This window comes from Sellimonas sp., assembly GCF_047234585.1.
Classification (GTDB): domain Bacteria; phylum Bacillota; class Clostridia; order Lachnospirales; family Lachnospiraceae; genus Sellimonas; species Sellimonas caecigallum.
The window spans coordinates 59,764-84,545 of record NZ_JBKSWG010000002.1 but is presented as its reverse complement, the minus strand read 5'-3'; the positions used below and the strand labels follow the sequence as shown (position 1 = coordinate 84,545).

Here is a 24,782-nt window from a genome sequence, read left to right as displayed (position 1 = left end):
GACTTTATCTGCCTCCTGATCGTATATTTAATTTAATTCTATTTCTTCCAGCTCTTTTGGCGGAAGCTGTTTTGTGGAATGATTTACAAAATCATCCAGTGCTTTCTTTGCCTTTGCAACCTGGATATTCGTCCCTGCACCGGCGATGCATCCTCCCGGGCATCCCATCCCTTCGATGAGACATCCGTTCATTTTTCCCGCTTTGGCAAGAGCCAGTATCTTTTTACATTCTGCAAGCCCTTCTGCGTGTTCGATGTTGACTTCCACCTCCGGGTAGTATTCGTTGATACATTTCTCGATGGCTTTGGCCACTCCTCCGGCCGCCGCATATCCTCTTCCTGCCCCTGTTGCATTATGGAAAGAGGATTCCGCCTCATATGTAGTGAGATCGATCCCTTTTGCGTCAAAAATGGCCTGAAGCTCTTCAAACGTGATGACAAAGTCCACATCACTTCGTACAGTCCTTCTGGACGCCTCCAGCTTCTTGGACGCACATGGCCCAATGAAGACAACTCGTGCTTCCGGATGTTCCTGCTTAATCGTGCGGGCTGTCGCCACCATCGGAGTAAGCTCCTGGGATACCTCATCGATCAGATCCGGAAAATACTTTTTCGCCAGCATGGACCAGGACGGACAGCAGGATGTAAGAAGGAACGGCAGTTCCCCTGTCACAACCTTTTCCACATAGTGATGTGCTTCGGCGATAGCGCCGATGTCGGCCCCAAGTGCCACTTCGTACACCGCGGAAAATCCAAGCTCATGGAGGGCGGCCTTAATATTTCGCGGCGTGATTCCAGGCCCGAACTGTCCTACAAATGCCGGCGCCACCTCAGCGATGATCTCCTTTCCCTCCTTCAATGCCTGTATCAGCTGGAAAATCTGAGATTTGTCGGAGATCGCCCCGAACGGGCAGCTTACCATGCACATACCGCAGGATACACATTTGTCCGGGTTGATGCGGGCACGTCCGAATTTGTCGGATTCGATGGCCTTGACGCCGCAGGCTGCCTGACATGGACGTTCTTTCTTGGCAATGGCGTCATACGGGCATACAGATTTACATTTTCCGCATTTGATACATTTTTCCTGATCGATAAAAGAATGTCCGTTTACCATAGAAATAGCCCCTTTTGGGCAAACTTCCATGCATGGATGCGCGAAGCATCCTTTACACATATTGCTTACTTCGTATTTATTTTCTTCACAGGCCGAGCATGCCGACGGGATGACCTGCATAAGCGGCGGCTCGTAATATTTGTCCGAAATATTACTTGCCTCAACGCCTGCAGTCAGATGAACAGGCTTATCTTCCGGTCGAAGAGACATACCCATGGCGAGCCGCATCTGTTCACTTACGATAGAACGGAAACGGTACACCCCTTCCCTGTAGTTTTCCGTATTTTCATTGACAAGCCGGTAAGGCACAGCTTCCAACTCTGCGTTCAGTGTTTCCGGCGTGGATTCAAATGCGATCCTAGCGACCTCCTCGAACACTTTTCTTCTTCGCTTTCTTACCGGAGTATCAAGTCCTCTCATCATGGCAGATCCCTCCTAATCTCATTCTCTTAAAAGTTCTTTTACTACTATAATGGATGAAGCCGAAAGTGTCAAGGGACTACCCTTGTTCCTTCAGCACGCGCTGTGCGTAGTAGACGGACTGCATCGCGTCCTTTCCATAGAAGTCTGCTCCGATCATATCCGCGTACTCCTCATTCAAAACTGCGCCTCCTACCATGACTTTGCAGTCCGGCTTTTCTTCCCTCAAAAGACGGATCGTCTCTTCCATACTGACGACAGTGGTTGTCATAAGGGCGCTTAATCCAACAAGGCAGACTTGTTCTTTGATCGCTGTCTCCACGATCCGCTTTGGATCCACGTCTTTTCCAAGATCGATAACGTCAAATCCGTAATTTTCCAGGAGAACTTTCACAATGTTTTTCCCGATATCATGGATGTCTCCTTTTACGGTAGCAAGTATGACTTTTTCCTTTTTTTCTTCCTGTCTGCCGCTTTCCTCCAGCGCTTCTTTGATGACTGCAAACGCTTCTTTTGCCGCATCTGCGCTCATGAGAAGCTGCGGAAGGAAGATCGTTCCTTTCTCGAATCCTTTTCCGACGTAATCAAGGGCAGGGATGAGATGCTGATTGATAATGTCCAGCGGTTCCGCTTCTCCAAGGCAGGCTTTGGCCAGATGGCCCGCCTCTTCTTTCAGTCCCTTCTGGATGGCGTAACCAAGGGTCATCTCCTCTTTTGCCCCTGTCTTTTCCTTCCCTTTTTCCTCCTGATCTGCATATGCACGGATATAAGCTTCGCAGTTTTTATCAAAGTTCATCAGCGCCAGATAAGACCGATAGACTTTCATCATCTCTTCCGATCCTGGGTTGATGATTCCGGCTGTCAGCCCTTTTTGCATAGCCAGAGCGTAGAATGTGGAGTTGACCGCCGGGCGGTATGGAAGGCCGAAAGAGATATTGGAAACTCCAAGGACTGTCTTCACTCCGTAACGTCTTCTTACTTTCTCCAAAGCCTCCAGAACGATCCTGGCTCCTTCCGGCTCCGAGCTGATCGTCATTGTCAGGACGTCTATGATGATATCTTTTCTTTCGATCCCGTATTTTTCTGCCTCTTTTATGATCTTGCCGGCAATCTCTACCCGGCCTTCCGCCGTCTCAGGGATTCCTCCCTCATCAAGGGCAAGACCGATGACAACACCTCCGTATTTCTTCACAAGAGGGAATACCATATCCATGGATTCCTGTTTCCCGCTTACGGAATTGACCATCGGCTTGCCGTTATAGATCCGCATGGCCCGTTCCATGGCCTTTGCATCTACCGTGTCGATCTGAAGTGGAAGGCTTGTGATACCCTGAAGTTCTGTGATGACTTCCTCCATCATAGCTGGCTCATCAATGTCCGGCAGTCCTACATTTACATCCAGAATATGGGCTCCCTGCTCCTGCTGGCGGATCCCCTCTTTCAGGATATAATCGATATCTTTCTCTTTGAGTGCCTGTTTAAAACGTTTCTTCCCGGTAGGATTGATCCTCTCTCCGATGATCAGAGGCATATCTCCAAGTACAGCCGCCTGTCCGTAAGAAGATACAATGGTATCTGTCTTCTTTTCCGGTACGTGGATCGCTTTTTCCCGGCATACGTTTGTCATCATCCGGATGTGTTCCGGGGTTGTCCCGCAGCATCCTCCGATGATGCATGCGCCTTCTTCTACCATTTTCTCCATACAGTCGGCAAATTCTTCCGGCGTCACATCGTAGTACGTGTGTCCGTCTTTCTGTTTTGGAAGGCCTGCATTTGGCTTTACGATAATAGGAACCGAAGCCCATCTTCGCATCTCGCAAAGGATCGGCATCATCTGTTTTGGTCCAAGTCCACAGTTGATTCCAAGCGCATCCACGCCGAGTCCTTCCAGGAGAGCTACCACTGACGGAACATCCCCTCCTGTCAGCAATTTTCCTTTTTCATCAAAGATCAGTGTGGCAAAGACAGGAAGATCACTTTCCTCCTTCGCAGCCAAAACAGCCGCTTTCGTCTCGTACGTATCGCTCATCGTCTCAATATGTATCAGATCCGCACCGGCCTTTACCCCGCATCGCACAACTTCTGCAAATGCTTCGTACGCCTCCTCAAAACCAAGGTATCCCATAGGTTTTAAAAGCTTTCCGGTGGGTCCCATGTCGAGCCCGATATAATGGCGTCCATCATCGACTCCTGCAAGTGTTCTCGCTTCTTTCGCATTTTCCACCGCTGCCTGTATGATATCCTGCAATCGATACTCACTGTCGCGGAATTTAAGTGCATTGGCCCCGAATGTGTTGGTAAGGACGATATCGCTTCCAGCCTCATAGTACTGGCGATGGATCGAGATGACTGCCTCCTTGTTTTTCAGATTCCATGTTTCCGGCAGTTCTCCAGGATTTAATCCCTTTTCCTGCAAAAGCGTCCCCATGCCGCCGTCCAAAAATAGCAATTCTTTGTAGATCCGTTCTCTGATCATCTGGTCACTCCTTTTCATCTGCTGTCTCTTCTGTATATACAGTCTGTCTTTTCGCATACTTCGCAGCCCTGTCTGTGGCATGCAGTCTTTGTCGTGCTGGCTCCGATAAGAGCCGTCACGGATTTTGTCGGGACGAGCATGCAGCTTTCTGTCATCGTAAGCCCGATAGATTTTCCTGCATCCAGAAGGCCAAGCAGCCGTTCCTGGTGCCGGATATCAAAATCCCCGTACCCGGGGCTGAACCTCGGACGGAGATAATATCCCTCTTGCCACATCTGTTCCGAAATCTCATCCTGGCAGGCATCGCAGTATTCTTCCAAAAGAGCTGCTGCACACGCCTGGATGACGACTGTCTTTGCCATATCCGTCAAAGCATATCTTCTCATCAGCCTGTCCGCCTCCGTACCAAGGGTTGCAGCAAAGACCACCACCTGTCCGCACCCTTTCATATTTTTTGACAGACTCTTACTTTCTATCTCCCATTGTCCGATTCTGAGGCGATTCCCTTCTTCGTGGGACAATTCAAAAATGCGATAGATGAACCGCATTCTCACGATTTTCTCCAGTTCCTCAAAAGAACTTTCGATCATCGCAAGTGTCTTTTCATCTATCGCATGACTCCCGTATCCAAGATAACGGATCGCCTCTTTGATCTTCCTATCCATTTACAATCTCCGAAAGATTTGCCATGATCGCCCGGGCAATTTCCGGCTTATTCATGGAATAGACATGGATGTTGTCGATGCCGTTGGCAATCAGGTCAATAATCTGATCTGTCGCATACGCTACCCCAGCCTGCTGCATGGCTGCCGGATGATCCCCGAACCGATCCACGATAGCCTTAAACCGTTCCGGCAGATATGTCCCGGAAAGGGAACAAATCCTCTTGATCTGGTTTTTGTTTGTGACCGACATGATCCCTGGAAGAACAGGAACCGTGATCCCGGCTTCCCTGATCTTGTAAAGGAAATTATAGAGGATGTGGTTATCAAAAAACATCTGTGTCGTAAGGAAATCGAGGCCGCAGTCCACTTTTTCCTTCAGATAACGGATATCCTCTTTCTGATTCGGACTTTCCACGTGTCCTTCCGGGTAGCAGGCTCCTCCGATGCAGAAATCCCCTTCCTCCTTAAGCAGACGGATCAGCCCTTCCGCGTGGCGGAATTTGTCCTCTGCCAGGTACTCCATTCCATCCGGGATGTCTCCCCTGAGCGCAAGGATATTCTGGATCCCTTCATCTTTGAGTTTTCTTACCACTTCTTTTACTTCACTTTTTGTGGACGATACGCATGTCAGATGGGCAATGCTTGGCACCCCGAGGTCGTTTTGAATATGTGATGCAATCCCAACGGTATTTTTGCTTGTACCGCCCCCTGCTCCATATGTAACGCTGATAAACGACGGCCGCACCTTGGCGATCTCGTCCACTGCCTTTTTCACACTTTCATATTTGTCATCTGTTTTCGGCGGAAATACTTCAAAAGAAATATGAACACCGCCGGAATATAATTTTTCTTTTATCTTCATGTCTGTCTCCTGTGCTGTCTCATACGCAAAAGCGCTATAACTCTTCATAAAGGTTTTTGTATTGTTCGGCTGAATTCTTCCATGAGAAATCCTGGCTCATGCCGTGTTCTACGATCTTGTTCCAGTCACGTCGTTTGTCATAGTAGATCCTTTCTGCGTAACGGACCGCAGCCAGCATCTCATGTGCATTGTAGTTTGCAAAGCTAAATCCGGTACCTTTCTTCTCGAATTCATTGTACGGTTCCACCGTGTCTTTCAGGCCGCCTGTCTCCCTCACGATCGGAACGGTTCCGTAGCGCAGACTCATCAGCTGGCTGAGACCGCATGGCTCAAACAGCGACGGCATGAGAAAAGCGTCGCAGGATGCATAGATTTTGTGGGATATCGGTTCGGAATAATAGATATTCGCGGAAACCTTGCCTTGATACTTCCATGCAAAGTGGCGGAACATATTTTCATAACGTTCCTCGCCGGTGCCAAGGACAACGATCTGTACCGCATCCTGGCACATTTCGTCCATCACATAGGCGATCAGGTCGAATCCCTTCTGATCTGTGAGCCGGGATACGATACCGATCATCATAGCTTTCTTGTCCTGTGTGAGTCCGAGCGCTTCCTGAAGCGCCAGTTTGTTCTTTACTTTTTCCTTTCTGAAATTGCTGATATCATAGTTATAGGAAATCAGACTGTCTGTGGCCGGATCCCATTCCTTGTAATCGATTCCGTTCACGATACCGGACAGGCAGTTGGATCTGGCATTCATCAGACCGTCCAGCCGTTCTCCGTAAAACGGAGTCTTGATCTCTTCAGCGTAGGAATTGCTTACTGTCGTTACTCTGTCTGCGTAGACGATACCGCCTTTTAAAAGGTTTGCATCCCTGTACGCTTCCAGTTTGTCCGGTGCAAAATAATATTGAGGAAGTCCTGTGATGTCTTTGACCGTTTTTGTGTCCCATACCCCCTGGAATTTCAGGTTATGGATCGTCATTACCGTCTTGATGCCGCGGAAAAATTCATTTCCGTAACGGAAATTATCAAGATAAACCGGTACAAGTCCTGTCTGCCAGTCATGACAGTGAATGATATCCGGCCGGAAATCGATGAGCGGAAGTGCGCTCAGCGCTGCTTTGGAAAAAAAAGCAAATTTTTCGATATCCCATTTTATATCTCCGTACGGTGTCCCTCCGTTGAAATAATATTCATTATCAACGAAATAAAATGTAATTCCCTCATGAACAAGCTCCAAAATTCCCACATATTGTTCACGCCAGTTCAGATCCATGTAAAAATGCGTCTTATAAGAAAGTTTTTCCTTCCACTCTTCTTTCATACACATATATTTCGGAAGCATCACTCTTACATCGTACTCTTCTTTGTCAAAATATTTCGGTAAAGAACCTACAACATCGGCCAGTCCTCCTGTTTTGATAAATGGAACAGACTCAGATGCCACAAATAATATTCTTTTCATAAGCCTTCCTCCTATTTTTTACGCTCTTGTCTTATTATACCGCATTTTTGCATATTTGCAAAGATTTTATCGATGTTTATACTCTAATCTGATGGTGTCTGCGACAAGAGCGATAAATTCCGAGTTGGTCGGCTTTCCCTTTCCGTTGCTAACCGTATAGCCGAACAGTTCATCGAGAATGTCAAGCTTCCCTCTGCTCCACGCCACCTCGATGGCGTGGCGGATAGCCCGTTCCACACGGCTTGCTGTTGTCTGATGTTTTTTCGCCACCGTCGGGTAAAGAATCTTTGTGATGGCGTTTAAAACATCCATATCTTCTACCGCCATGATGATGGCGTCCCTCAAGTAATGATATCCTTTGATATGAGCAGGTATCCCGATCTCGTGGATCATATCGGTAACCCTTGTCTCAAGCGGTTCCGGCTCTTTTGACCGTTCCATGAGTCCCGTTCCTTGTATCAGGATTTCCCCGTGCTTTTTCTCCTGTGTGCTTCTGATCTTGTTTAAAAGTACTTCGTTCCGGAAAGGTTTCATGATGTAATATGCCGCACCTTTCCGGAATGCATCTTCCGTGATTTTTTCCTGTCCCACTGCTGTCACGATGATGAATTCAGGACGCTTTCTGATAGTCCCGTCTTTGTTTACCATATCCATGACACTAAGTCCGTCCATTTTCGGCATGATGAGATCCAGAAGCACGACATCCGGTTCTTTCGTTTTTATAATCTGATAAACTTCCTCCCCGTTATTCGCCTTTCCGACAAGATTCAGACTTTTGTCTTCCGCAATGATGCTGCCAAGCAGTTCCAGCATTCGTTCATTGTCGTCCGCAATCGCAACATTTACCTGCTCCATCTTTTATTTACCTCCAATTTCTCCCATTCTTTTCTGAAAAGCGCTACGTTCCATATTATAAAATTGGCGGTTTGCAGAATCAAGAAATTGCTGTCGTAACAATTCGACAGAGTGAAACATTTTTTGCTTTATCCGACATATTTCAACATATCCTGGATGAAGATCCCATAGCCTTTGGCCGCATTCTGGACGAAGACGTGTGTCACGGCACCGACAAGTTTTCCGTCCTGAATAATGGGACTTCCACTCATCCCCTGCACGATTCCTCCGGTTAATTCCAAAAGTCTTTCATCTGTCACTTCGATGACGAGGGTTTTATTCTTTTCGTGCGCATTCAGGTCGACTTTTGTAATACGAATTTTGTACTCCTCCACTTTCCCGCTTACAGCGCAGCGGATCACGGCCTCTCCCGTGTGAACGTCCGAAGGCGCTGCCGCCGGTATGGCTTCCTGCTCGGAAAAAAGGGCATCGATCCGGTCTATCGTCCCGAAAATCCCCGATTCCGTGTTCTGTTCGATTGTTCCTAAGATATTGTAATTGTTGTAGACAATAATCCCTTCCATACCTCCAGGCTCCCCGGATTTTCCCTTTTTGATCTCCTGGATGCTGGTTGTGTAAAGGCGTCCTTCCCGAATCTCCAGAAGTTCACTCGTATCTGTATCCCGGATTCCGTGTCCCAGAGCCCCGAACCTGCTTTTGCTGTCCAGAAACGTGACAGTTCCAAGCCCCTGCTCGTCATCTTTTACCCAGATACCAAGCTTTTTCCCATCCCTGGCATCAACCAGTTTTGTCTTTACGTCCACGTATTCTTCGTTCCGCCGAAGGTGCAGCACAACCTCCTGCGCTTCCTGGGACTTAACAGCTCTCTGAAGGTCTTTTTTGTCTGTCACGGCCTCATCGTTGATCCCGACAATATAGTCTCCAGCCTTCACGATATTTTTCGCCGGTTCCTGTGTAGTGCCGTCCTTTTCTTCCACAGCCTCCGTGCCAAGCACCATCACTCCGTCTGTTTCCATATAGATTCCGATCGGCATCCCTCCCGGGATCAAAAGATCGTCCGACACTTCGGAAGTGCTGGCTTCTCTCTCAAACAGACTCTGCTTCCATTCCAGAAAACAATATCCTCCTCCAGTCAGCATAAAAGCGATCAGTAAAATCAAAACACTTCTGCGGTACCATCTTTTCTGCACAATATCACCCCTGTTTTACGTGAAATGGGGACGTGTTCCTAACTATCGGAACACGTCCCCATTATTATCTTTCTATTTTGATTTTTTATTCGCTTTTTTTCATTTTTACTGCCAGCTCTTTCATCTCCTGCGCCGTCTCGTACACCGCATCGGTAATCTTTGCTCCGCCCAGAATACGTGCCAGTTCCGCAATCGCCTCCTTGTCCGAAATCCTCCGGATCTGGGTCGTCGTCTTCTGGTTTTCCACCGTTTTCTCGATCAGATAATGGGCGTCTGCCATAGCTGCGATCTGAGCCAGATGAGTAATGCAGATGACCTGATGGCGTTTTCCAAGAAGAGCCATTTTTTCAGACACTTTCTGTGCAGTACGTCCGCTGATCCCGGTATCGATTTCATCAAATATCAGTGTTTCCACCTCATCTTTGTCAGCCAGCGCCGCTTTTACCGCCAGCATGATCCTTGACAATTCTCCGCCCGAAGCCACGGCGCCAAGCGGCTTTTTCTTTTCCCCAGGATTCAGTGAGATCATGAATTCCACTTCGTCCGCCCCGTTCTCTGTAAAGTCGGAAAGGGGACGCACCTCCACTGTGAAGTCCACATTAAGAAAATTCAGATCCCGGATTCCTTCGCGCAGTGTCCCGGCAAGTCCCTCAGCATAGCGTTTCCGGATGTCCGTGAGACGATCAGCATACTTTCGAAGCGTTTTTTGAGCCTCGGAAAATTCTTTTTCAAGTCTTGCCAAATAGGCGTCGTAATCGGACAAAATGAGAAGCCGCTCTTCTTTCTGCGCCGCGTAATCGAGTATTTCCCCGATGGTGTTGCCATACTTGGATTTCAATCGATTGATGGTATTCAGCCGGTTTTCCATCTCGTAAAATTCTTCCTCAGAAAACCGGAGTTTTTCCTGACAGTTGGAAATCTCCCGGTTGAAATCATTCAGGAGACTCTCGATCTCCACAAGCAGCCCATAAAGTTCTTTCGTCTCTCCATCGTACTCTGCCGCCTCGTACATAGCGTGGATCGCTTGGCTTAAAAGCTCACTTATGGAACTTGCTTCGTATCCACCGGTATAATGATACGTCTCCATCAGGCTCTCCATGATCTTTCTGCTTTTGCGCATTTTTTGGTAGCGTTCTTCCAGCTCTTCATCTTCTCCCGGGATGAGCCCTGCATCCCGGATTTCCTCCACCTCAAAAGCAAGAAAATCCGCTTCCTTTTTCCGCTCTGCCTCCCCGCTTATCGCTTCGTCAAGCTTCTGTTTTGCTTCTCTGGCCGCGCGGTATGCCTCTTTCACTTTTTCTTTTACCGGCAAGGTTTCTTCTTTTGCGTAGGCATCCAGGATCTCCATATGTTTCTTTTTATACAATAAAGACTGGTGTTCATGCTGTCCGTGAATATCAATGAGTATTTCCGCCGCAGCTTTGAGTCTCCCAAGGGGCACCATTTCGCCGTTGATCCGGCTCACACTTCTCTGGTCCATGAGTTTGCGACTCAGAACGATCATGCCGTCTTCCGGCTCGATATCCATCTTCCGCAGTTTTTCGATGATCTGCGGATTCTTTACAAAAAATTCCAGCTCCACAAGTCCGTAATCGGCGCCTGCCCGAAGAAGATCCGCCGTGTATTTCCCGCCCAGGGCAAGCTGCACTGATCCAAGGAGGATGGACTTCCCCGCCCCGGTCTCGCCGGTTAAGATATTGAGCCCGTCTTTTAATTCCACTTCTGCCTCGTCGATGAGGGCGAGGTTTTTTACATGCAGACTTTGTAACATGCTTCCTCCTTTATATCAGAATTGCCCGGATTTTGTTCATGACTTTTACCGTCTCTTCTTTGCTTCTGACCGCACACATAACCGTATCGTCTCCGGCAATGGAGCCTGCGATCTCATGCCACTGCATGGCATCCACAGCAGCCGCCACGGCCATCGCCATCCCTGGCACTGTCTTGATGATCAGGATGTTCTGTGCCATATCCATCGATGCATACCCGTCCCGCAGGACACGGATATATTTTTCGCTCATTTCTCTTCCGTCGTGGCGGAGCACAGCATATTTCTGTTTTCCGTTCTCCGACGGCACTTTTGTCAGTTTCAGATCCCGAATATCCCTCGACACCGTTGCCTGAGTTACTTTGAATCCGGCTTCATTCAGATATTCTGCCAGCTCTTCCTGTGTCTCGATATCGTATTTCCGGATCAACTCTACGATCTTCGCGTGTCTGTTTACCTTCATTTGCCTAATTTCCTTTCATTTTTTCACGCAGTGTTTCCAAAAAACTAATATTGCTGAGTTTCACAAGTTTCGTTATTTCGTTTGCTTTTTTTACTTTCACGCGGTCCCCTGTGGCAAGCCTCATAATGTCTGTACCGTCAAAAGTCACGACCGCTTCTTCCCTTTCTTTGTTCCTTCTCGATCCAATCTCAATCTGGATCTCGTCCGTGGCAGCAAGGACAATGCTGCTCTTATTCAGGGAGTGAGGACAGATCGGAGTGATAAGGATCATGGACGCTGTAGGTTCCACGATGGGTCCTCCCGCTGAAAGATTGTATGCAGTAGAACCAGTCGGAGTGGAAATGATCAGGCCGTCCGCCTGGTAGGATGCCAGATACTCTCCGTTTACATACAGCATAAGGCGCACGATATGGAGGGATTCGCTCCTTGTCACAACGATATCGTTCAGGGCGATGTCCTCCTTCATTCCTTTGATATTCCCGGAAAGCATCATCCGCTCCTCGATCGTGTACCTGTCTTCCATCAGCTGATCAAGCGCCGGCAGCAGATTCTGTATTTCGGCTTCTGTGAGGTAGCCAAGTGTCCCCATATTGACTCCCAAAAGAGGAACATCCCGCCCGAGAAGCTCTCTGGCAGCGAGAATCATCGTCCCATCGCCTCCGATGGCTATGGCGCAGTCCAGTTTTGTCCTTTTTGCCTCCTCCGGATCCGTAATGCATATTTTCCCGTGTTTTGTCAGATAGTCTTCGATCTGCTTTGATATTTCATGTCTTTCGTCTTTTGATTCGTTGGTTATGATATAAAATCTATCCATATGCCTGTCCTTATTTTGCCAGCGACTGGAATGCTTCAGCCACCACCGATTTGATTTCTTCTTTTGACGGTATGTCTGCCGCAGTTCCATCCGGTATCTTTTTCAAGTGTACCAAATACTCGATATTTCCTTCCGGTCCTTTGATCGGGGAATATGTCAGATTTTTGACGGTAAAGCCAATGGAAGCCGCATATTGCGTCACATGTTCAATGACTTCCACGTGGGTGGCAGGTTCCCGCACGACCCCTTTCTTTCCCACCTTTTCTCTCCCCGCCTCAAACTGGGGTTTGATGAGCGCTGCGATCTCTCCGTCTTCTACCAGGTAGTTCCGGATCGGCAGCAGCACTTTCGTAAGGGAGATAAAAGATACGTCGATAGAAGAGAAATCCACAGGTTCCCCCAGATCTTCCGGTGTCACATAGCGGATATTCGTCTTTTCCATGCAGACGACGCGCTCATCCTGGCGAAGTTTCCACGCAAGCTGCCCTCTTCCGACATCAATGGCGAAGACTTTTTTCGCACCGTTTTGCAGCATACAGTCGGTAAATCCCCCTGTGGATGACCCCACATCCGTACAGACTTTGTCTTTCATGGATACGTCGAAGACCTGCATCGCCTTCTCCAGCTTCAGCCCGCCCCTGCTCACATACGGAAGTGTGTGGCCTTTGATCTCTATCGTTGCTTCTTCCGGGAACGTGCTTCCGGCTTTGTCTTCCCTCTGTCCTTCCACAAACACATTTCCGGACATGATGATGGCCTTTGCCTTTTCCCGGGATTCGGCGAGATTCCTTTTTACAAGTAATACATCTAACCGTTCTTTCATGGCGTCTCCTTATCTTTTTTCTTCTGTGTGCTGCATTCCTGCGTACACAGTCAGTATCTGTTTATAGACGGATTCGGCGTCCAGCATCACTTCTTTTCTGAGAACGGAAACGCTTCCATGCTCAATGTAATCGTCCGGAAGCGTGACAGCAAGCACCCGGACCGGAAGTTCCATCCGTTCCGCGAAATCCATTACCCGCTCCCCAAATCCGCCGGTTTTAACATTTTCTTCTATGGTAACGAAAAGCCGGTGATCTTTCGCAAGTGTGACGAGCATCTCCTCATCCACCGGCTTTACAAATCTTGCATTGATCAGGCTGGCATTTAAGCCTGCCTCCTTTATTTTTTCCCGTACTTTTGCAGCCGTCTCAAACATATGGCCGACGCTCAGGATAGCGATGTCTTCCTCTTCAAAAACCGCCTCCGATTTTCCGTAAAGAACAGGAGCGCGGAACTCCTTATATCCGTCATACGCCGCACCTCTTGGATAACGAACTGCCACAGGGCCGCCCTGGTATGCGATGGCAAATCTCAGCATATCCGCCAGCTCCCACTTGTTTTTCGGGGAAAGGACAGTCATATTCGGGATCATAGACAGATAGGAAAGGTCGAAGATCCCCTGGTGTGTCTCCCCGTCGCTTCCCACGAGTCCGGCTCTGTCTACCGCAAAAACCACCGGCAGATTCTGAAGAGCCACATCGTGGATGATCTGGTCATATCCCCTCTGAAGGAAGGAAGAGTACACTGCAAATACTGGTTTTAGACCGCCTGCCGCAAGCCCTGCTGCAAAAGTGACGGCATGGCCTTCTGCAATTCCGACATCAAAGAAGCGCTCCGGGAATCGTCTGTGAAATTCTCCCAGTCCAGTTCCGTCCTCCATTGCTGCCGTGATGGCCACAAGGGACGGCTCCTTCTTTCCCATATCGCACATGATTTTTCCGAATACATCCGTGTACGTATCTTTCTCCTTTTTTTCCAGAGGCGATCCGGTCCTGATATCAAAAGGTCCTGTGCCGTGGAACCTGGAAGGTTCCCTCTCTGCCGGAAGATACCCCTTTCCTTTCTTTGTCACTACATGGAGAAGGACTGCGCCTTTTACCCGCTTTGCCTCTTTAAAGGCGCGGATCAGTTCTTTTAAATTATGTCCGTCGACGGGTCCCAAGTACGTAAGCCCCATATCCTCAAAAAACATCCCCGGTACAAAGAGCTGCTTGATGCTGCTTTTTGTCTTTCTCAGATGACTTACGATCTGTTCTCCGCCTCCTGGAATCTTCCGGAGAGCTTTCTCAAGATTTCTTTTGAGACGGTTGTAAACGTCCGCCGTGCGGATACCGTCCAGATATCTGGACATCCCTCCGACATTCTCCGATATGGACATCCGGTTGTCGTTTAGGACAATGATAAAGTTTTTCCCAAGGTGGGCCGCATTGTTGAGTGCTTCAAAAGCCATCCCTCCTGTCAGGGCACCGTCTCCGATGACGGAGATAACCCGGTAATTCTCTTTTCGAATCTCCCGGGCTTTCACATATCCAAGTCCTGCGGAGATGGAGGTGGAGCTGTGTCCGGTATTGAAAGCGTCGCACTTGCTTTCATTGCGTTTCGGGAACCCGCTCATGCCGCCATATTTCCGCAGATCATCAAATCCCTCTCTTCTTCCGGTTAAGATTTTATGTGTGTAGGACTGATGCCCTACGTCCCAGATCATCTTATCTTCCGGAAGATGGAAACAAAGGTGCATAGCCATTGTAAGCTCTACCACCCCAAGATTTGACGCCAGATGCCCTCCGGTATGGCTGATCTTCTCGATCAGAAACTCCCGGATCTCCGAGGCGAGAATGGCAAGCTCTTCTTTATTCAGTTTTTGAATATCGTTTTCCCTCTGTATCTTCTCCAGTATCATGGATATCCCTCACTATTTCCTTCTGTGCACCAACTCTTTTACAAGCCAATTCAGATACGGATTCTCGGCCGGAAGTGTGGAAAGAAGCTGGATTGCTTCCTCCGAGATCCGTTCCACTTCACGGGATGCACCATCCAGACCAAGCAGTGTCACATAGGTTGTTTTTTCATTCTTTTCGTCACTGTGAACCGGTTTCCCAAGTTCCACTGTTGTACTTGTCACATCCAGAATATCGTCCTGGATCTGAAAAGCCATTCCGATATTGGCTGCGATCTTTTCCACTGTCCGGATCTCTTCTTCGCAAGCTCCAGCCAGCACAGCTCCGATCATCATGGAGCTTTCTATCAGGGCGCCGGTCTTCAGCCGATAGATAAAGTCCAGCGTCTCTTTGTCAATCTTTTTTCCGGTGGATGCCACGTCCACCACCTGTCCGCCAAGCATACCGCGGATGCCTGCTTTCTCTGCCATGATCCGGATGGCCCGCCCAATGAGCTGTGCCTTCTGAGGCTCCATCTCAAATGCCTTGGACGCTGTCTCAAACGCATAATTCAGAAGCGCATCGCCGGCCAGTATGCCCATATCTTCCCCGTAGACAATATGGGTTGTTTTTCTGCCTCTTCGGTATTCGTCGTTGTCCATGGCAGGAAGATCGTCATGAACGAGAGAGTACGTGTGGATCATCTCCTGGGCAGCAAGAAACGGCCGGATAATCTCGGAATCCCCGCCAAACATCCGGTATGTCTCCAGCATCAGCATCGGACGAAGACGTTTGCCTCCTGCCATCAGGCTGTATTCCATAGCCTCCATAATGACTTTCTGAGGCCCCTTTTGCTCCGGCAAATATTCCCGGATCACTTCCTGAAGTTCCTTTACCTTTTCCTCTTTTATTTCATTCAAACTCATGTGTTTCTCCATTCTGTTCTAATAACAGCACTTTCTTTTCCACTTTATCGATTCTGCGGTCACATTCTCTTAAAAGCTCCATGGCTTCTTTATAATACTGGAAGGCATCATCCAGAGAAAGATCCTCCGCCTGCAGTCTCTTCTGGAGTTCATCCAGCTTTTCAAAAATTTCATTTAATTCCATCGTTCGTCTCCTCTGTCCCTTCCACAGTCGTGTGAATGACTCCATCTGTCACATAGAGCGTTATGCGGTCTCCTTTTTTGATCTGCTTTATGCTCCGGACTGATCGTCCTTTTTCGTCTGTGGCAAATGCGTATCCTTGATTGAGTTTCTTCATCGGGGACATGGCCTCGATCGTTTGTATACGTACACGAAGCTCTTCTCTGGCGTGTTTTAGAGCTTCTTTCATACTTCTGCGTATCGCTTCTTCCAGATTGGCTGCTCTTTGTCTCTGGGATGCAAGGATCGTACCCGGATGCAGCCTTCGGAAAACTTCTTCCCGCTGCCTCAGCCGAAGCCTCTCCATCTGGATCCTCTGAACCATAAGATGTCTGCAGGAAGTCCGTGTCTCATCTATTTTCTTTTGTATATCGTGATACGGGTAGACAGAAAGCTCTGCCGCCGCAGATGGAGTCGGCGCCCTCAGATCCGCCACATAGTCGGCGATGGTGGTATCCGTCTCATGACCTACCGCAGAGATTACCGGTATCGGGCATTCAAAGATGGCCCTCGCCACCTCTTCTTCATTAAAAGCCCACAGATCTTCCATGGAACCTCCGCCTCTGCCCACGATGATCACATCCACATCCTGCATTTCGAGCCTTTTGATGGCCTTGACAATGCTCTCTTTCGCCCCTTCCCCCTGTACGAGAGCCGGCGAAATGATGAGCTGTACATAAGGATTTCTCCGCTTTGCGATATGGATGATATCACGGATGGCTGCTCCTGTCGGAGCGGTAACGATTCCAATCCTCTGTGCATACATCGGAACAGGACGTTTGTACCCGGCATCGAACATCCCCATCTCCTCAAGCTCTTCTTTGAGTTCCTGGAACCGCTGTGCCAAAAGCCCTGCCCCGTCCAGGATGATCTCTTTTGCATAGAGCTGGTATTTTCCGTCTCTTTCATATGTGGTAACCGTTCCGGACACGACCACCTGCTGTCCGTCCTGCATCCGAAAGGCGATCCCTCCTCTGGATCCGGCAAACAATATGCAGGAGATCGTTCCCGACTCATCTTTCAGGGAAAAATAAATATGTCCCTTGGGATGGTATTTGCAGTTTGACACTTCGCCTTTTACATAAATCCGGTTCAGCATAAAGTCCTGGTCAAACATGTTTTTGATATAGCGGTTGACCTGCCCTACGGTGTATACATTTTTCATCTTTTTACCCTGCTATTTTTGCCAGCACTCCATTGATAAATGCAGGTCCTTCCTCACTGCTGTATTTCTTTGCAAGTTCAACGGCCTCGTTGATCGCCACTTTGACCGGAATGTCATCATCCCATTTTATCTCATAGACGGCAAGCCGAAGTATCGTAAGATCTGCTTTGTTCATTCGGCTTGTCTTCCATCCGGTTGTCAGACCGTTGATCATCTCGTCGATCTCCTGGATCTTCTCTTCTATTTTTCTGCTCTTTTCCAGAATATATGCCTCGTCCTCTTCCCGGACATCCCTTTCTGCCTTGAGCATCTCCATGTATAGCTCCCTTTGTCCGCTCATTTCTGACGTGTCAAAAAACTCTTTTCTGAACAGTACCCTGAAAATGTGTTCTCTGATTTCTGATCTTCCCATATCTTCTCCTCTTTCAACTGTCTTTTTTCTATTTCACACAGGCAATCCAAAAGATTTTCCTGCTGTATAACACAAAAGGGGAGTCTTACCGACTCCCCTCATTATACAATACGCGCGATGTGATACGCAACTGATTTGCGCATAATCATGCTTATTTTTGTATATTTATACTTTCAATGTACGGGGATTATTCTGATTCGGCGTCATCGACACCTGCGACCTTCACATTGACATCCGCCACGGTAAGGCCTGTCATATTCTCAATAGCTGTCTTTACCTTTTCCTGTACTTTGGATGATACTTCCATGATGTTTTTGCCAAACCGCAAATTCAAAGCAAGGGAAACGGTAACGACTCCGTCCAGGACGTCTACTCTCACACCTTTTGCCAGATTCTTCTTGCCAAGCTTGCTGAGCAGATCTCGCGTGGATGTGCCTGCCATAGAAGAGACACCGTCTACTTCCATCGCTGCAAGCCCTGCTATGATCGCCACCACTTCGTCAGCAATCTGAACCTGTCCCAGTTCTTCATCCTGAATCGTGTAAGCTCCTCTTTCTTCTTTTCCCATATCTCAAACCTCCTTATCCCGGGTTATCCGTAGCATCGGTAAATACTGCATTTATTATACCAAAAGAACATACGTGTTACAAGGGTAAGGGGCAGAATCTTTCAGAACTCTTCCTGAAATCTTTTTGAATCTTTTCTTAAGAGCGCCCGAACTCAGAAAGTTTCAGTCCTTCGTTTCGCTCCAATGTCATACGGATACTCCATTCGTGGACAAACAGAAGAAGCGGTCTTCCTTTGAGGTCTTTGATTTTCTTCATATCCGAAGTTCCGCTCAGCCGATCCATATCGATCTCTTCGTTTTCAATCCATCGGATATGCTCATACGGAAGATTTTCCAGGATGATGTCCACGTTGTACTCATTTTTGAGCCTGTATTTCAGGACATCAAACTGCAGAACTCCCACGACTCCCACGATGATCTCCTCCATCCCGGTGTTGAATTCCTGAAAAATCTGGATTGCTCCTTCCTGGGCAATCTGGTTGATCCCTTTGATAAACTGCTTCCGCTTCATAGTGTCTACCTGGCGCACTCTGGCAAAGTGTTCCGGCGCAAATGTCGGGATGCCTTCATAGGCAAACTTCTCCGGCGATGTGGTAATCGTGTCTCCAATGGAAAAGATGCCCGGATCAAAGATCCCGATGATATCTCCTCCGTACGCTTTCTCGATCATCTTGCGCTCACTTGCCATCATCTGCTGAGGCTGTGAGAGGCGGACTTTCTTCTGTCCCTGGATATGAAACGCATCCATCCCCGCATCAAACTCTCCGGAACAAATGCGCATGAAAGCAATCCTGTCCCGGTGTGCCTTGTTCATATTTGCCTGAATCTTGAATACAAATGCGGAGAAATCCTTCTCCTTCATCGGATCGATCTCGCCTTTATCAGACTTTCTCGGAAGCGGAGAAGTCGTCATCTTCAGGAAATGCTGAAGAAATGTCTCTACACCGAAATTTGTCAGAGCGGAACCGAAAAATACCGGCGACAACTCCCCTTTGCTTACAAGCTCCTGGTCAAACTCAGCGCTGGCTCCATCGAGAAGTTCGATCTCCCCTATGAGCTGTTCTTTCTGATCTGCGTCCATATAGGAATCTGCCTGCGGATCGTCAAGGGCAATCTTCTTTACTTCCCCTGTCGTTGTCCCCTTCTTTGTGTCGAAGAAAAGCTCGATTTCCTTTTCATTTCGGTCATACACACCGCGGAACGCTTTCCCGGACCCGATCGGCCAGTTGACCGGGCAGGTGGCGATCCCAAGCTCCTTCTCTATATCGTCCAGAAGTTCAAAGGTGTCCATGGCCTCCCGGTCCATCTTGTTGATGAAAGTAAATATCGGGATGCGGCGCATGACACAGACTTTGAAAAGCTTTCTTGTCTGCGCCTCCACCCCTTTTGATGCGTCGATGACCATCACTGCAGAGTCGGCAGCCATCAATGTACGGTATGTGTCCTCGGAGAAATCCTGATGTCCCGGTGTGTCCAGGATATTGATACAGTACCCTCCGTAATTAAACTGAAGCACGGACGAAGTGACGGAGATCCCTCTCTCCTTCTCGATCTCCATCCAGTCTGACACGGCATGTTTTGCCGTAGCTTTTCCTTTGACGGAACCAGCCTGGTTGATGGCTCCTCCATATAATAAAAATTTCTCTGTCAACGTTGTCTTCCCGGCGTCCGGGTGGGAAATGATCGCGAATGTCCTCCGCTTTCTGATTTCATCTGTAATATTTGACATGATATTCTCCTGTATTTTTCATATTCGCCGTGAACAAAGCTTGCGTTCCGGCACAGTATTTTATTTTAACATATCCTCCGGCACTTCTGCAATGATTTTACTCTTCTTTTGTGCTTTCCTGACTCTCTTCTTTGCTGTCGCCCGTGCTGTCTTTGGTGGCATCCTTATGTATCGGAGAGATAATGATGTTTTCCGGAGAAACTCCTGTTTTTCTCGTCACGATATCCTCGATCTGCGCCCTGTTGGCATCTGTCATTTCCACATTTCCCACGACGACATCCACTTTTCCGTCACTGACTGTGACTACCGTCTCACTGAAGCCTTTGGATGCCAGGAGTGTCTCTGCAGCCGACTCCTGCTCTGCGATCTTTGTGAGATCCAGCATCTGCTGAATGGCATCTTCTTTCTGGGCATCGGAAACGCTCGTGCTGTCAATGATGCTTTGAAGTGTCTCCTTGTTCTTTGCACGCACCTGCTCTCTGGAAACCTTCGCCTGTGCCACCGTATTTTTCACTTCCCCGCTTGTCAGCACAGCCTCCCCAGGATTGCCTTCCACTTCCCCGTCCGTCGTCTCTGCGTCCTGATCCAGGCTTTCGATATCCCCGGAAGTCTGAGAGGCGTCTTCATCCGAAATATCAAGAAGTTCCGCGTTTGCCTGCTGTGTTTCCTCCTTCTCCTTGTCCGGGAACAATTTCCCCGAGTAGTTTAAATACCCAGCCGCCGCGATCATCAGCGCAAGGGCAGTCACTACGATCTGGTTTTTCTTGAATAATCTTTTCACAGTCATCCCTCCTGCTTTTACTGTTTCATCTTTACTACCTTAATCTTATGTGACTCCACACCGAATAATGCCTGCACGGCCTCCGTGATATTCTGTACCACCACCGGTTTTTCTCCCCCTTCTGCAATAACTACGACGCCCTCAATATCCGGGCTCAGCTCTTTTGTCACGTAGGGCACCTGTCCCTGACCGGAATCATCCGAATAGACAGTTTCCTCTCTCGTGGTCGTTCTCCCTTCCTCTTTGCCGGTCTCCACATCTTTCTCCACGACTTTTTCTGACGAAGAGGACAACGTTATCATGACTTTCACTTTTCCAGCCCCCTCGATATCTGAGAGCATGGATGTCAGCTTTCTCTCTACCGTGGCCGCGTAAGCATCCTGTGTCGTCCTTTCTGTGCTTCTGCTTTCCCCGGATTCTGTCTTCGTACTCTTGGGATCGGACACCGGCATCGCGATCACAAGAATCAGAAGCCCGAAAAGGAACAGGATAAGCCATCTATTCTTGGCTGGAATTTTCGGATTTTTCAGAAATTTCGTGATCCACGTCATTTTGCCATTCAAGATATCCCTCCTCTGCTTCCCGGAAATATTCGGCTGCTTGTTCGATCTCCCGTGCTTCCTGCCGGTATGTCACGCTGCGGAATATCTGCTCAAATTCACTTTTGAGGTGAAATCCCTGCATGACCGGCTCTGCCAGCATCAGGATCAGCACAAGCCCGGTAAAAAAACGGATGTATTTTTTGTAAACGGAATCCGGAATCATCTGCAGAATCACGGTTATCAATATGAGATAAAACGCAAGATTCCTTATCCAATCATATATATATGTCAGCATGGCCCCTCCTATGCCCCAAATGCCGCTACTACGACGATGGTCAAGAGAAACAGTACCGCGCTTGTGTAGACGGTCTTCAAAAGCAGCACTGCCCCGTCTCCTGTACTGGCGATGCAGGAGACGATCCTTTTATCAGACACTGGTTCCGCCACTGCAGCGATCAGTTTATAAATCAGCGTCATCATTCCGATCTGGAGGATCGGCACCGCACAGATGACGACGCATACGACTGCTCCCACCGCCCCTATCCCGTTCCGGATCAGTACGACGGAAGACAAAATCACGTCTGTCATCCCTCCAAGCGCTCCTCCCACCCCCGGTATCGCCTCAAGCCCTTTTTGTATCCCGCTGCGGCGCACCGCATCCATAGCTGGACTGATGAGGCCCTGCATGACATTGATTCCGGCGACACAGATCAGCATCGTCTTGAGTATCCACCGTACGATCATATCCAGCAGCTCCCCGAACCTTGTCAGATATGGTTCCGGAGAAAGATGGTCCAAAATCCGGATCATCATATACACATGGATCATCGGCAGGATGATATGAAGAATTACCGTCTCAACCAGATAGATGAGAATGAGCATCAGATTGTAAAATAGTACTGACGTCGTACTTCCGGTAGAAAATGCCGTGGCCAGAAAATAGAGCGGACACAGCACTTTCATGAAATCTTTCAGGACTTTGAGGCTCCCGTCGATGGAGTCGATCATGATCCCAAAGGATTTCAAAAGAATCGTGATGAGCAGAAGATACAATATCAAAAATCCGGTCTCTGCCACCTGTCGGTTTGTAAAGATATGAGAAAAATTTACAAATACAGCCGCTATCATCGCGATCACGAGGATATGTACGATGGCCTCCCGGTTGTCCCTCAGAACGGAAAATGTACCTGTACGGATCCCTGAAAAGATCAGATGGACAAACCCGGAAAAATCTCCGTCTGTCAGCGTCTTTACAAGATCCTCGAAAGAAACCGACTCCTCAGGGAAAATATCCGAAAGCATCCTGTCCACTTCGTCAAAGTCAAATTCTTTTAGAATCTCCTCACTTGCCGCCTCTTCTTGCTTTGTCGTCGTTTCTTCTTGCGGCGCCGCCTCCGTGTGGATTGCCCCCGCCCATACAAAAAAGCAGATAACTGCAAGAAGAAACCATCTCTTTTTTCTCATTATGTCAGAAATGCCTGGACCGTCTTTAGCAGCGCGAGAAGGATAGGCATGCTCAGGACAAGCACGGCAAGTTTCCCAAACAGCTCGATCTGAACCGCCAGCGTCTGGTTTCCGCAGTCCCGGCAGATATTGGAGGCAAACTCCGCCGCGTACGTGATCCCCAGCATCTTGAGCAAAATGGCCAGATAGGAACCCTCGATCCGGATCATCGAACCGATCTCACGGATCGTATCCAGGATGGCGGAAAGTTTCGAAAGGATACCAAAGCAGATGACCATCCCGGCCGCAATACTGATATAGATCCCATATTCGCCCTTTTGTCCTTTAAACTGCATCGCCAGCAGTGCGGCACATACCGCTGCTGCCGCTGCCTGCATCATCGTCATAGGCTCCTCCTTTCTGCCGTCACAGGGAAAACAGATTCCGCATCGTTTCAAAAAGATCATATATATACGGTACGATCCAGATCAAAACAAGGATCAGCCCTGCAAGGCTTGTCAAAAACGCCTGCTCTTCCCGTCCACTGTGTTTGAGCACCTGGCTCAGGACGGATACCAATATACCCACAGCCGCAATCTTAAAAATCAAACTGACACTCATACGCACTTCCTTCCCTTTCTTCTGTCAGAAAAATAAAACGGTCAGAAACACGCCCAGGAGTACACCCAGGCAATTCCCGATCCGCTGTTTGGGCCCGATCTCTTCTTCTGTTTTTCGGATCTTTCTGTCCCAGTCTTCGACTCCGGATAGCAGCATCCCAATCTGCATCTCCACATCCATATATCCGGTCTGCTCTCCAAGGGAAAGAAAAAGGTCCCACTCTTCTTCTGTGAGCCGCTTTTCTTTTCGGTAGCTTTCAAGGCACTTTTTTGCCTCCTCCTGAAACCACGCCGGAAAATTTACCGTCCTCTGACGGTCGAATGCCTTGTATACTTCACGGAAAAATCCTGCATACGGCTGTTTTACTCTTACCGCAGTCTCCAAGAACACATCCGGAAGAGGTTCTTTTGTGTATTTTAACTGCCCTGCAAGCATCAGAAAAATCTGTCTTAAATATCTGAGTTCTTCCAGATGAATTCTCAGATTTCTCCCGTAATTCATCCCCATGGCTGCGGACGATACAAGGATCAGTGAAGCCCCGACGATTTTTACATACATGGTTTGCCCTGCCTGTCATACACACCGGCTATCTGTCCTGGCGTCTCTTCTTTTTTGAGTACAACGTAGCGTTCAAACCGTTCGTCCCGGAGAAGTCTTCCGATCTCCGGTTTGCACCTTACCTCCTCAAAAGAACTTCCATGAACTGTGGCCAATATCCGGCATCCGCAGTGCATTGCATATTCGATAGCCCTTACATCCTCTGTCGTTCCGATCTCATCTGCAGCCACTACCCGAGGAGCCATGGACCGGATCATCATGATCATCCCTTCTGCTTTCGGACAGGCGTCCAGCACATCGGTCCGAAGGCCGATATCGTTCTGCGGGATACCCATATAACATCCCGCAATCTCAGACCGTTCATCCACAACCCCTACTGTACATCCCCGGATCACATGATTCCCATCTGATATCTGTCTGATCACATCCCGCAAAAGCGTCGTTTTTCCGCAGCCGGGCGGGGAGATAATAAGTGTGTGGCAAAGTTCCTTCTGCCTTGCGATCCGCGGAAGCACTGTGTCTGCACAGCCTTTTACTTCATGTGCAACTCTTATGTGAACGGAGGATATGTACCGGATATTTTTTACTTTGTCTTTCTCTGTGATCGCCTTACCCGCAATTCCTACTCTGTGTCCTCCTTCGATGGTCAGAAAGCCTTTTCGCATTTCTTCTTCAAAAGCATAGGGAGAATAACGACTCATATAATTCAATATATCTTTTAGCTCCTCCTTCCCGGGCAGATAGCCTGTCCGAATCTCCCGCCCTCCTGCGTTCACATAGATCGGTTTTCCTGCACGGATACAGATTTCCGTCACAGCGCCGAAATCAAGATTTTCTTTTTCAAGAGCATCCCGGATACCGCATGGCAGGATGCCGTAGATCTCTTCTTTTTTTGTCATGTTTGTCCACCACCTTTTACATCATTGTATGTGAACCATGAGGAAATATTCCTGTCCTTTTCATGTTGAAAACCGAATGATACTACTTGCCGGATTCTGCGGTGCTGGATTATAATGAA

Annotated in this window: 26 protein-coding genes; all 26 read right to left on the bottom strand. The window is 48.4% G+C overall.

Going from position 1 to position 24,782, the window contains the following annotated elements; genetic code table 11:
• Positions 1 to 27: 27 nt before the first annotated feature.
• Positions 28 to 1,539 (bottom strand): 4Fe-4S dicluster domain-containing protein, encoded by a 1,512-nt coding sequence (locus ACLROL_RS01095; RefSeq protein ID WP_287448676.1) that lies wholly within the window; start codon positions 1,537 to 1,539, stop codon positions 28 to 30.
• A gap of 76 nt (positions 1,540 to 1,615) precedes the next feature.
• The gene (locus ACLROL_RS01090) at positions 1,616 to 4,012 is read right to left on the bottom strand and encodes a homocysteine S-methyltransferase family protein (RefSeq protein ID WP_413067208.1); all 2,397 of its coding nucleotides are present in this window, start codon (positions 4,010 to 4,012) and stop codon (positions 1,616 to 1,618) included.
• Between the two features lie 14 nt (positions 4,013 to 4,026).
• On the bottom strand, positions 4,027 to 4,677 hold the full coding sequence (locus tag ACLROL_RS01085) for a vitamin B12 dependent-methionine synthase activation domain-containing protein (protein ID WP_087211349.1): 651 nt from the start codon (positions 4,675 to 4,677) through the stop codon (positions 4,027 to 4,029).
• Complete coding sequence (gene metF, locus ACLROL_RS01080) at positions 4,670 to 5,539, bottom strand: methylenetetrahydrofolate reductase [NAD(P)H] (protein WP_413067171.1); 870 nt, start codon at positions 5,537 to 5,539, stop codon at positions 4,670 to 4,672. The genes ACLROL_RS01085 and metF overlap by 8 nt, the downstream gene beginning before the upstream one ends.
• Before the next feature lie 34 nt (positions 5,540 to 5,573).
• The gene (glgA, locus tag ACLROL_RS01075; protein WP_087199111.1) at positions 5,574 to 7,010 is read right to left on the bottom strand and encodes a glycogen synthase GlgA; all 1,437 of its coding nucleotides are present in this window, start codon (positions 7,008 to 7,010) and stop codon (positions 5,574 to 5,576) included.
• Positions 7,011 to 7,076: 66 nt separating this feature from the next.
• The gene (spo0A, locus tag ACLROL_RS01070) at positions 7,077 to 7,865 is read right to left on the bottom strand and encodes a sporulation transcription factor Spo0A (RefSeq protein ID WP_087199109.1); all 789 of its coding nucleotides are present in this window, start codon (positions 7,863 to 7,865) and stop codon (positions 7,077 to 7,079) included.
• Positions 7,866 to 7,993: 128 nt separating this feature from the next.
• Positions 7,994 to 9,055, bottom strand: coding sequence for a SpoIVB peptidase (gene spoIVB, locus ACLROL_RS01065; protein ID WP_318256936.1), 1,062 nt, complete (start codon positions 9,053 to 9,055; stop codon positions 7,994 to 7,996).
• Positions 9,056 to 9,140: 85 nt separating this feature from the next.
• On the bottom strand, positions 9,141 to 10,826 hold the full coding sequence (recN, locus tag ACLROL_RS01060; protein ID WP_087211355.1) for a DNA repair protein RecN: 1,686 nt from the start codon (positions 10,824 to 10,826) through the stop codon (positions 9,141 to 9,143).
• Between the two features lie 10 nt (positions 10,827 to 10,836).
• On the bottom strand, positions 10,837 to 11,286 hold the full coding sequence (argR, locus tag ACLROL_RS01055) for an arginine repressor (protein ID WP_087199104.1): 450 nt from the start codon (positions 11,284 to 11,286) through the stop codon (positions 10,837 to 10,839).
• Between the two features lie 4 nt (positions 11,287 to 11,290).
• Complete coding sequence (locus tag ACLROL_RS01050; protein ID WP_087211358.1) at positions 11,291 to 12,100, bottom strand: NAD(+)/NADH kinase; 810 nt, start codon at positions 12,098 to 12,100, stop codon at positions 11,291 to 11,293.
• 10 nt (positions 12,101 to 12,110) lie between these two features.
• Entirely contained in the window at positions 12,111 to 12,923 is an 813-nt protein-coding gene (locus ACLROL_RS01045; protein WP_087199098.1) for a TlyA family RNA methyltransferase, read from the bottom strand.
• Between the two features lie 9 nt (positions 12,924 to 12,932).
• Positions 12,933 to 14,822 carry a 1-deoxy-D-xylulose-5-phosphate synthase gene (dxs, locus tag ACLROL_RS01040; RefSeq protein WP_087211361.1) on the bottom strand — a complete coding sequence of 630 codons (1,890 nt, stop codon included), beginning with the start codon at positions 14,820 to 14,822 and terminating at the stop codon, positions 12,933 to 12,935.
• Positions 14,823 to 14,834: 12 nt separating this feature from the next.
• Positions 14,835 to 15,725, bottom strand: a complete 891-nt coding sequence (locus ACLROL_RS01035; protein WP_087211363.1) for a polyprenyl synthetase family protein — start codon at positions 15,723 to 15,725, stop codon at positions 14,835 to 14,837.
• On the bottom strand, positions 15,712 to 15,909 hold the full coding sequence (gene xseB / locus ACLROL_RS01030; RefSeq protein WP_087199092.1) for an exodeoxyribonuclease VII small subunit: 198 nt from the start codon (positions 15,907 to 15,909) through the stop codon (positions 15,712 to 15,714). Before xseB ends, ACLROL_RS01035 begins: the two co-directional genes overlap by 14 nt.
• Complete coding sequence (gene xseA, locus ACLROL_RS01025; protein ID WP_087211366.1) at positions 15,896 to 17,110, bottom strand: exodeoxyribonuclease VII large subunit; 1,215 nt, start codon at positions 17,108 to 17,110, stop codon at positions 15,896 to 15,898. Before xseA ends, xseB begins: the two co-directional genes overlap by 14 nt.
• 4 nt (positions 17,111 to 17,114) lie before the next feature.
• The gene (gene nusB / locus ACLROL_RS01020; RefSeq protein ID WP_087199088.1) at positions 17,115 to 17,522 is read right to left on the bottom strand and encodes a transcription antitermination factor NusB; all 408 of its coding nucleotides are present in this window, start codon (positions 17,520 to 17,522) and stop codon (positions 17,115 to 17,117) included.
• 187 nt (positions 17,523 to 17,709) lie between these two features.
• Positions 17,710 to 18,090 (bottom strand): Asp23/Gls24 family envelope stress response protein, encoded by a 381-nt coding sequence (locus tag ACLROL_RS01015; protein ID WP_087199086.1) that lies wholly within the window; start codon positions 18,088 to 18,090, stop codon positions 17,710 to 17,712.
• Between the two features lie 136 nt (positions 18,091 to 18,226).
• Entirely contained in the window at positions 18,227 to 19,819 is a 1,593-nt protein-coding gene (locus ACLROL_RS01010; protein ID WP_413067170.1) for a peptide chain release factor 3, read from the bottom strand.
• 97 nt (positions 19,820 to 19,916) lie between these two features.
• Complete coding sequence (locus ACLROL_RS01005; protein ID WP_221919632.1) at positions 19,917 to 20,600, bottom strand: SpoIIIAH-like family protein; 684 nt, start codon at positions 20,598 to 20,600, stop codon at positions 19,917 to 19,919.
• 17 nt (positions 20,601 to 20,617) lie between these two features.
• Positions 20,618 to 21,163, bottom strand: a complete 546-nt coding sequence (locus ACLROL_RS01000) for a stage III sporulation protein AG (RefSeq protein ID WP_413067169.1) — start codon at positions 21,161 to 21,163, stop codon at positions 20,618 to 20,620.
• Entirely contained in the window at positions 21,099 to 21,437 is a 339-nt protein-coding gene (locus ACLROL_RS00995; RefSeq protein ID WP_087199075.1) for a stage III sporulation protein AF, read from the bottom strand. Before ACLROL_RS00995 ends, ACLROL_RS01000 begins: the two co-directional genes overlap by 65 nt.
• A gap of 8 nt (positions 21,438 to 21,445) precedes the next feature.
• On the bottom strand, positions 21,446 to 22,606 hold the full coding sequence (locus ACLROL_RS00990) for a stage III sporulation protein AE (RefSeq protein WP_087211377.1): 1,161 nt from the start codon (positions 22,604 to 22,606) through the stop codon (positions 21,446 to 21,448).
• Complete coding sequence (locus ACLROL_RS00985) at positions 22,606 to 22,992, bottom strand: SpoIIIAC/SpoIIIAD family protein (protein ID WP_413067168.1); 387 nt, start codon at positions 22,990 to 22,992, stop codon at positions 22,606 to 22,608. The genes ACLROL_RS00990 and ACLROL_RS00985 overlap by 1 nt, the downstream gene beginning before the upstream one ends.
• Positions 22,993 to 23,011: 19 nt before the next feature.
• Positions 23,012 to 23,206 carry a stage III sporulation protein AC gene (gene spoIIIAC, locus ACLROL_RS00980; protein WP_087199067.1) on the bottom strand — a complete coding sequence of 65 codons (195 nt, stop codon included), beginning with the start codon at positions 23,204 to 23,206 and terminating at the stop codon, positions 23,012 to 23,014.
• Positions 23,207 to 23,230: 24 nt separating this feature from the next.
• Positions 23,231 to 23,764, bottom strand: a complete 534-nt coding sequence (locus tag ACLROL_RS00975) for a stage III sporulation protein AB (protein ID WP_221919634.1) — start codon at positions 23,762 to 23,764, stop codon at positions 23,231 to 23,233.
• Complete coding sequence (spoIIIAA, locus tag ACLROL_RS00970) at positions 23,755 to 24,663, bottom strand: stage III sporulation protein AA (RefSeq protein WP_413067167.1); 909 nt, start codon at positions 24,661 to 24,663, stop codon at positions 23,755 to 23,757. Before spoIIIAA ends, ACLROL_RS00975 begins: the two co-directional genes overlap by 10 nt.
• Positions 24,664 to 24,782: the final 119 nt, after the last annotated feature.

Coding starts and splice junctions, on each gene's coding strand:
- nusB (WP_087199088.1), bottom strand. CDS start 17,522: ATGGGAAGATCAGAAATCAGAGAACACATTTTCAGGGTACTGTTCAGA.
- ACLROL_RS01085 (WP_087211349.1), bottom strand. CDS start 4,677: ATGGATAGGAAGATCAAAGAGGCGATCCGTTATCTTGGATACGGGAGT.
- recN (WP_087211355.1), bottom strand. CDS start 10,826: ATGTTACAAAGTCTGCATGTAAAAAACCTCGCCCTCATCGACGAGGCA.
- spoIIIAC (WP_087199067.1), bottom strand. CDS start 23,206: ATGAGTGTCAGTTTGATTTTTAAGATTGCGGCTGTGGGTATATTGGTA.
- argR (WP_087199104.1), bottom strand. CDS start 11,286: ATGAAGGTAAACAGACACGCGAAGATCGTAGAGTTGATCCGGAAATAC.
- ACLROL_RS01090 (WP_413067208.1), bottom strand. CDS start 4,012: ATGATCAGAGAACGGATCTACAAAGAATTGCTATTTTTGGACGGCGGC.
- ACLROL_RS00990 (WP_087211377.1), bottom strand. CDS start 22,606: ATGAGAAAAAAGAGATGGTTTCTTCTTGCAGTTATCTGCTTTTTTGTA.
- ACLROL_RS01050 (WP_087211358.1), bottom strand. CDS start 12,100: ATGGATAGATTTTATATCATAACCAACGAATCAAAAGACGAAAGACAT.
- dxs (WP_087211361.1), bottom strand. CDS start 14,822: ATGATACTGGAGAAGATACAGAGGGAAAACGATATTCAAAAACTGAAT.
- spo0A (WP_087199109.1), bottom strand. CDS start 7,865: ATGGAGCAGGTAAATGTTGCGATTGCGGACGACAATGAACGAATGCTG.
- ACLROL_RS01010 (WP_413067170.1), bottom strand. CDS start 19,819: ATGTCAAATATTACAGATGAAATCAGAAAGCGGAGGACATTCGCGATC.
- xseA (WP_087211366.1), bottom strand. CDS start 17,110: ATGAAAAATGTATACACCGTAGGGCAGGTCAACCGCTATATCAAAAAC.
- ACLROL_RS01035 (WP_087211363.1), bottom strand. CDS start 15,725: ATGAGTTTGAATGAAATAAAAGAGGAAAAGGTAAAGGAACTTCAGGAA.
- ACLROL_RS00975 (WP_221919634.1), bottom strand. CDS start 23,764: ATGTATGTAAAAATCGTCGGGGCTTCACTGATCCTTGTATCGTCCGCA.
- metF (WP_413067171.1), bottom strand. CDS start 5,539: ATGAAGATAAAAGAAAAATTATATTCCGGCGGTGTTCATATTTCTTTT.
- ACLROL_RS01095 (WP_287448676.1), bottom strand. CDS start 1,539: ATGATGAGAGGACTTGATACTCCGGTAAGAAAGCGAAGAAGAAAAGTG.
- ACLROL_RS00995 (WP_087199075.1), bottom strand. CDS start 21,437: ATGCTGACATATATATATGATTGGATAAGGAATCTTGCGTTTTATCTC.
- ACLROL_RS00985 (WP_413067168.1), bottom strand. CDS start 22,992: ATGACGATGATGCAGGCAGCGGCAGCAGCGGTATGTGCCGCACTGCTG.
- ACLROL_RS01015 (WP_087199086.1), bottom strand. CDS start 18,090: ATGGGAAAAGAAGAAAGAGGAGCTTACACGATTCAGGATGAAGAACTG.
- ACLROL_RS01045 (WP_087199098.1), bottom strand. CDS start 12,923: ATGAAAGAACGGTTAGATGTATTACTTGTAAAAAGGAATCTCGCCGAA.
- glgA (WP_087199111.1), bottom strand. CDS start 7,010: ATGAAAAGAATATTATTTGTGGCATCTGAGTCTGTTCCATTTATCAAA.
- xseB (WP_087199092.1), bottom strand. CDS start 15,909: ATGGAATTAAATGAAATTTTTGAAAAGCTGGATGAACTCCAGAAGAGA.
- spoIIIAA (WP_413067167.1), bottom strand. CDS start 24,663: ATGACAAAAAAAGAAGAGATCTACGGCATCCTGCCATGCGGTATCCGG.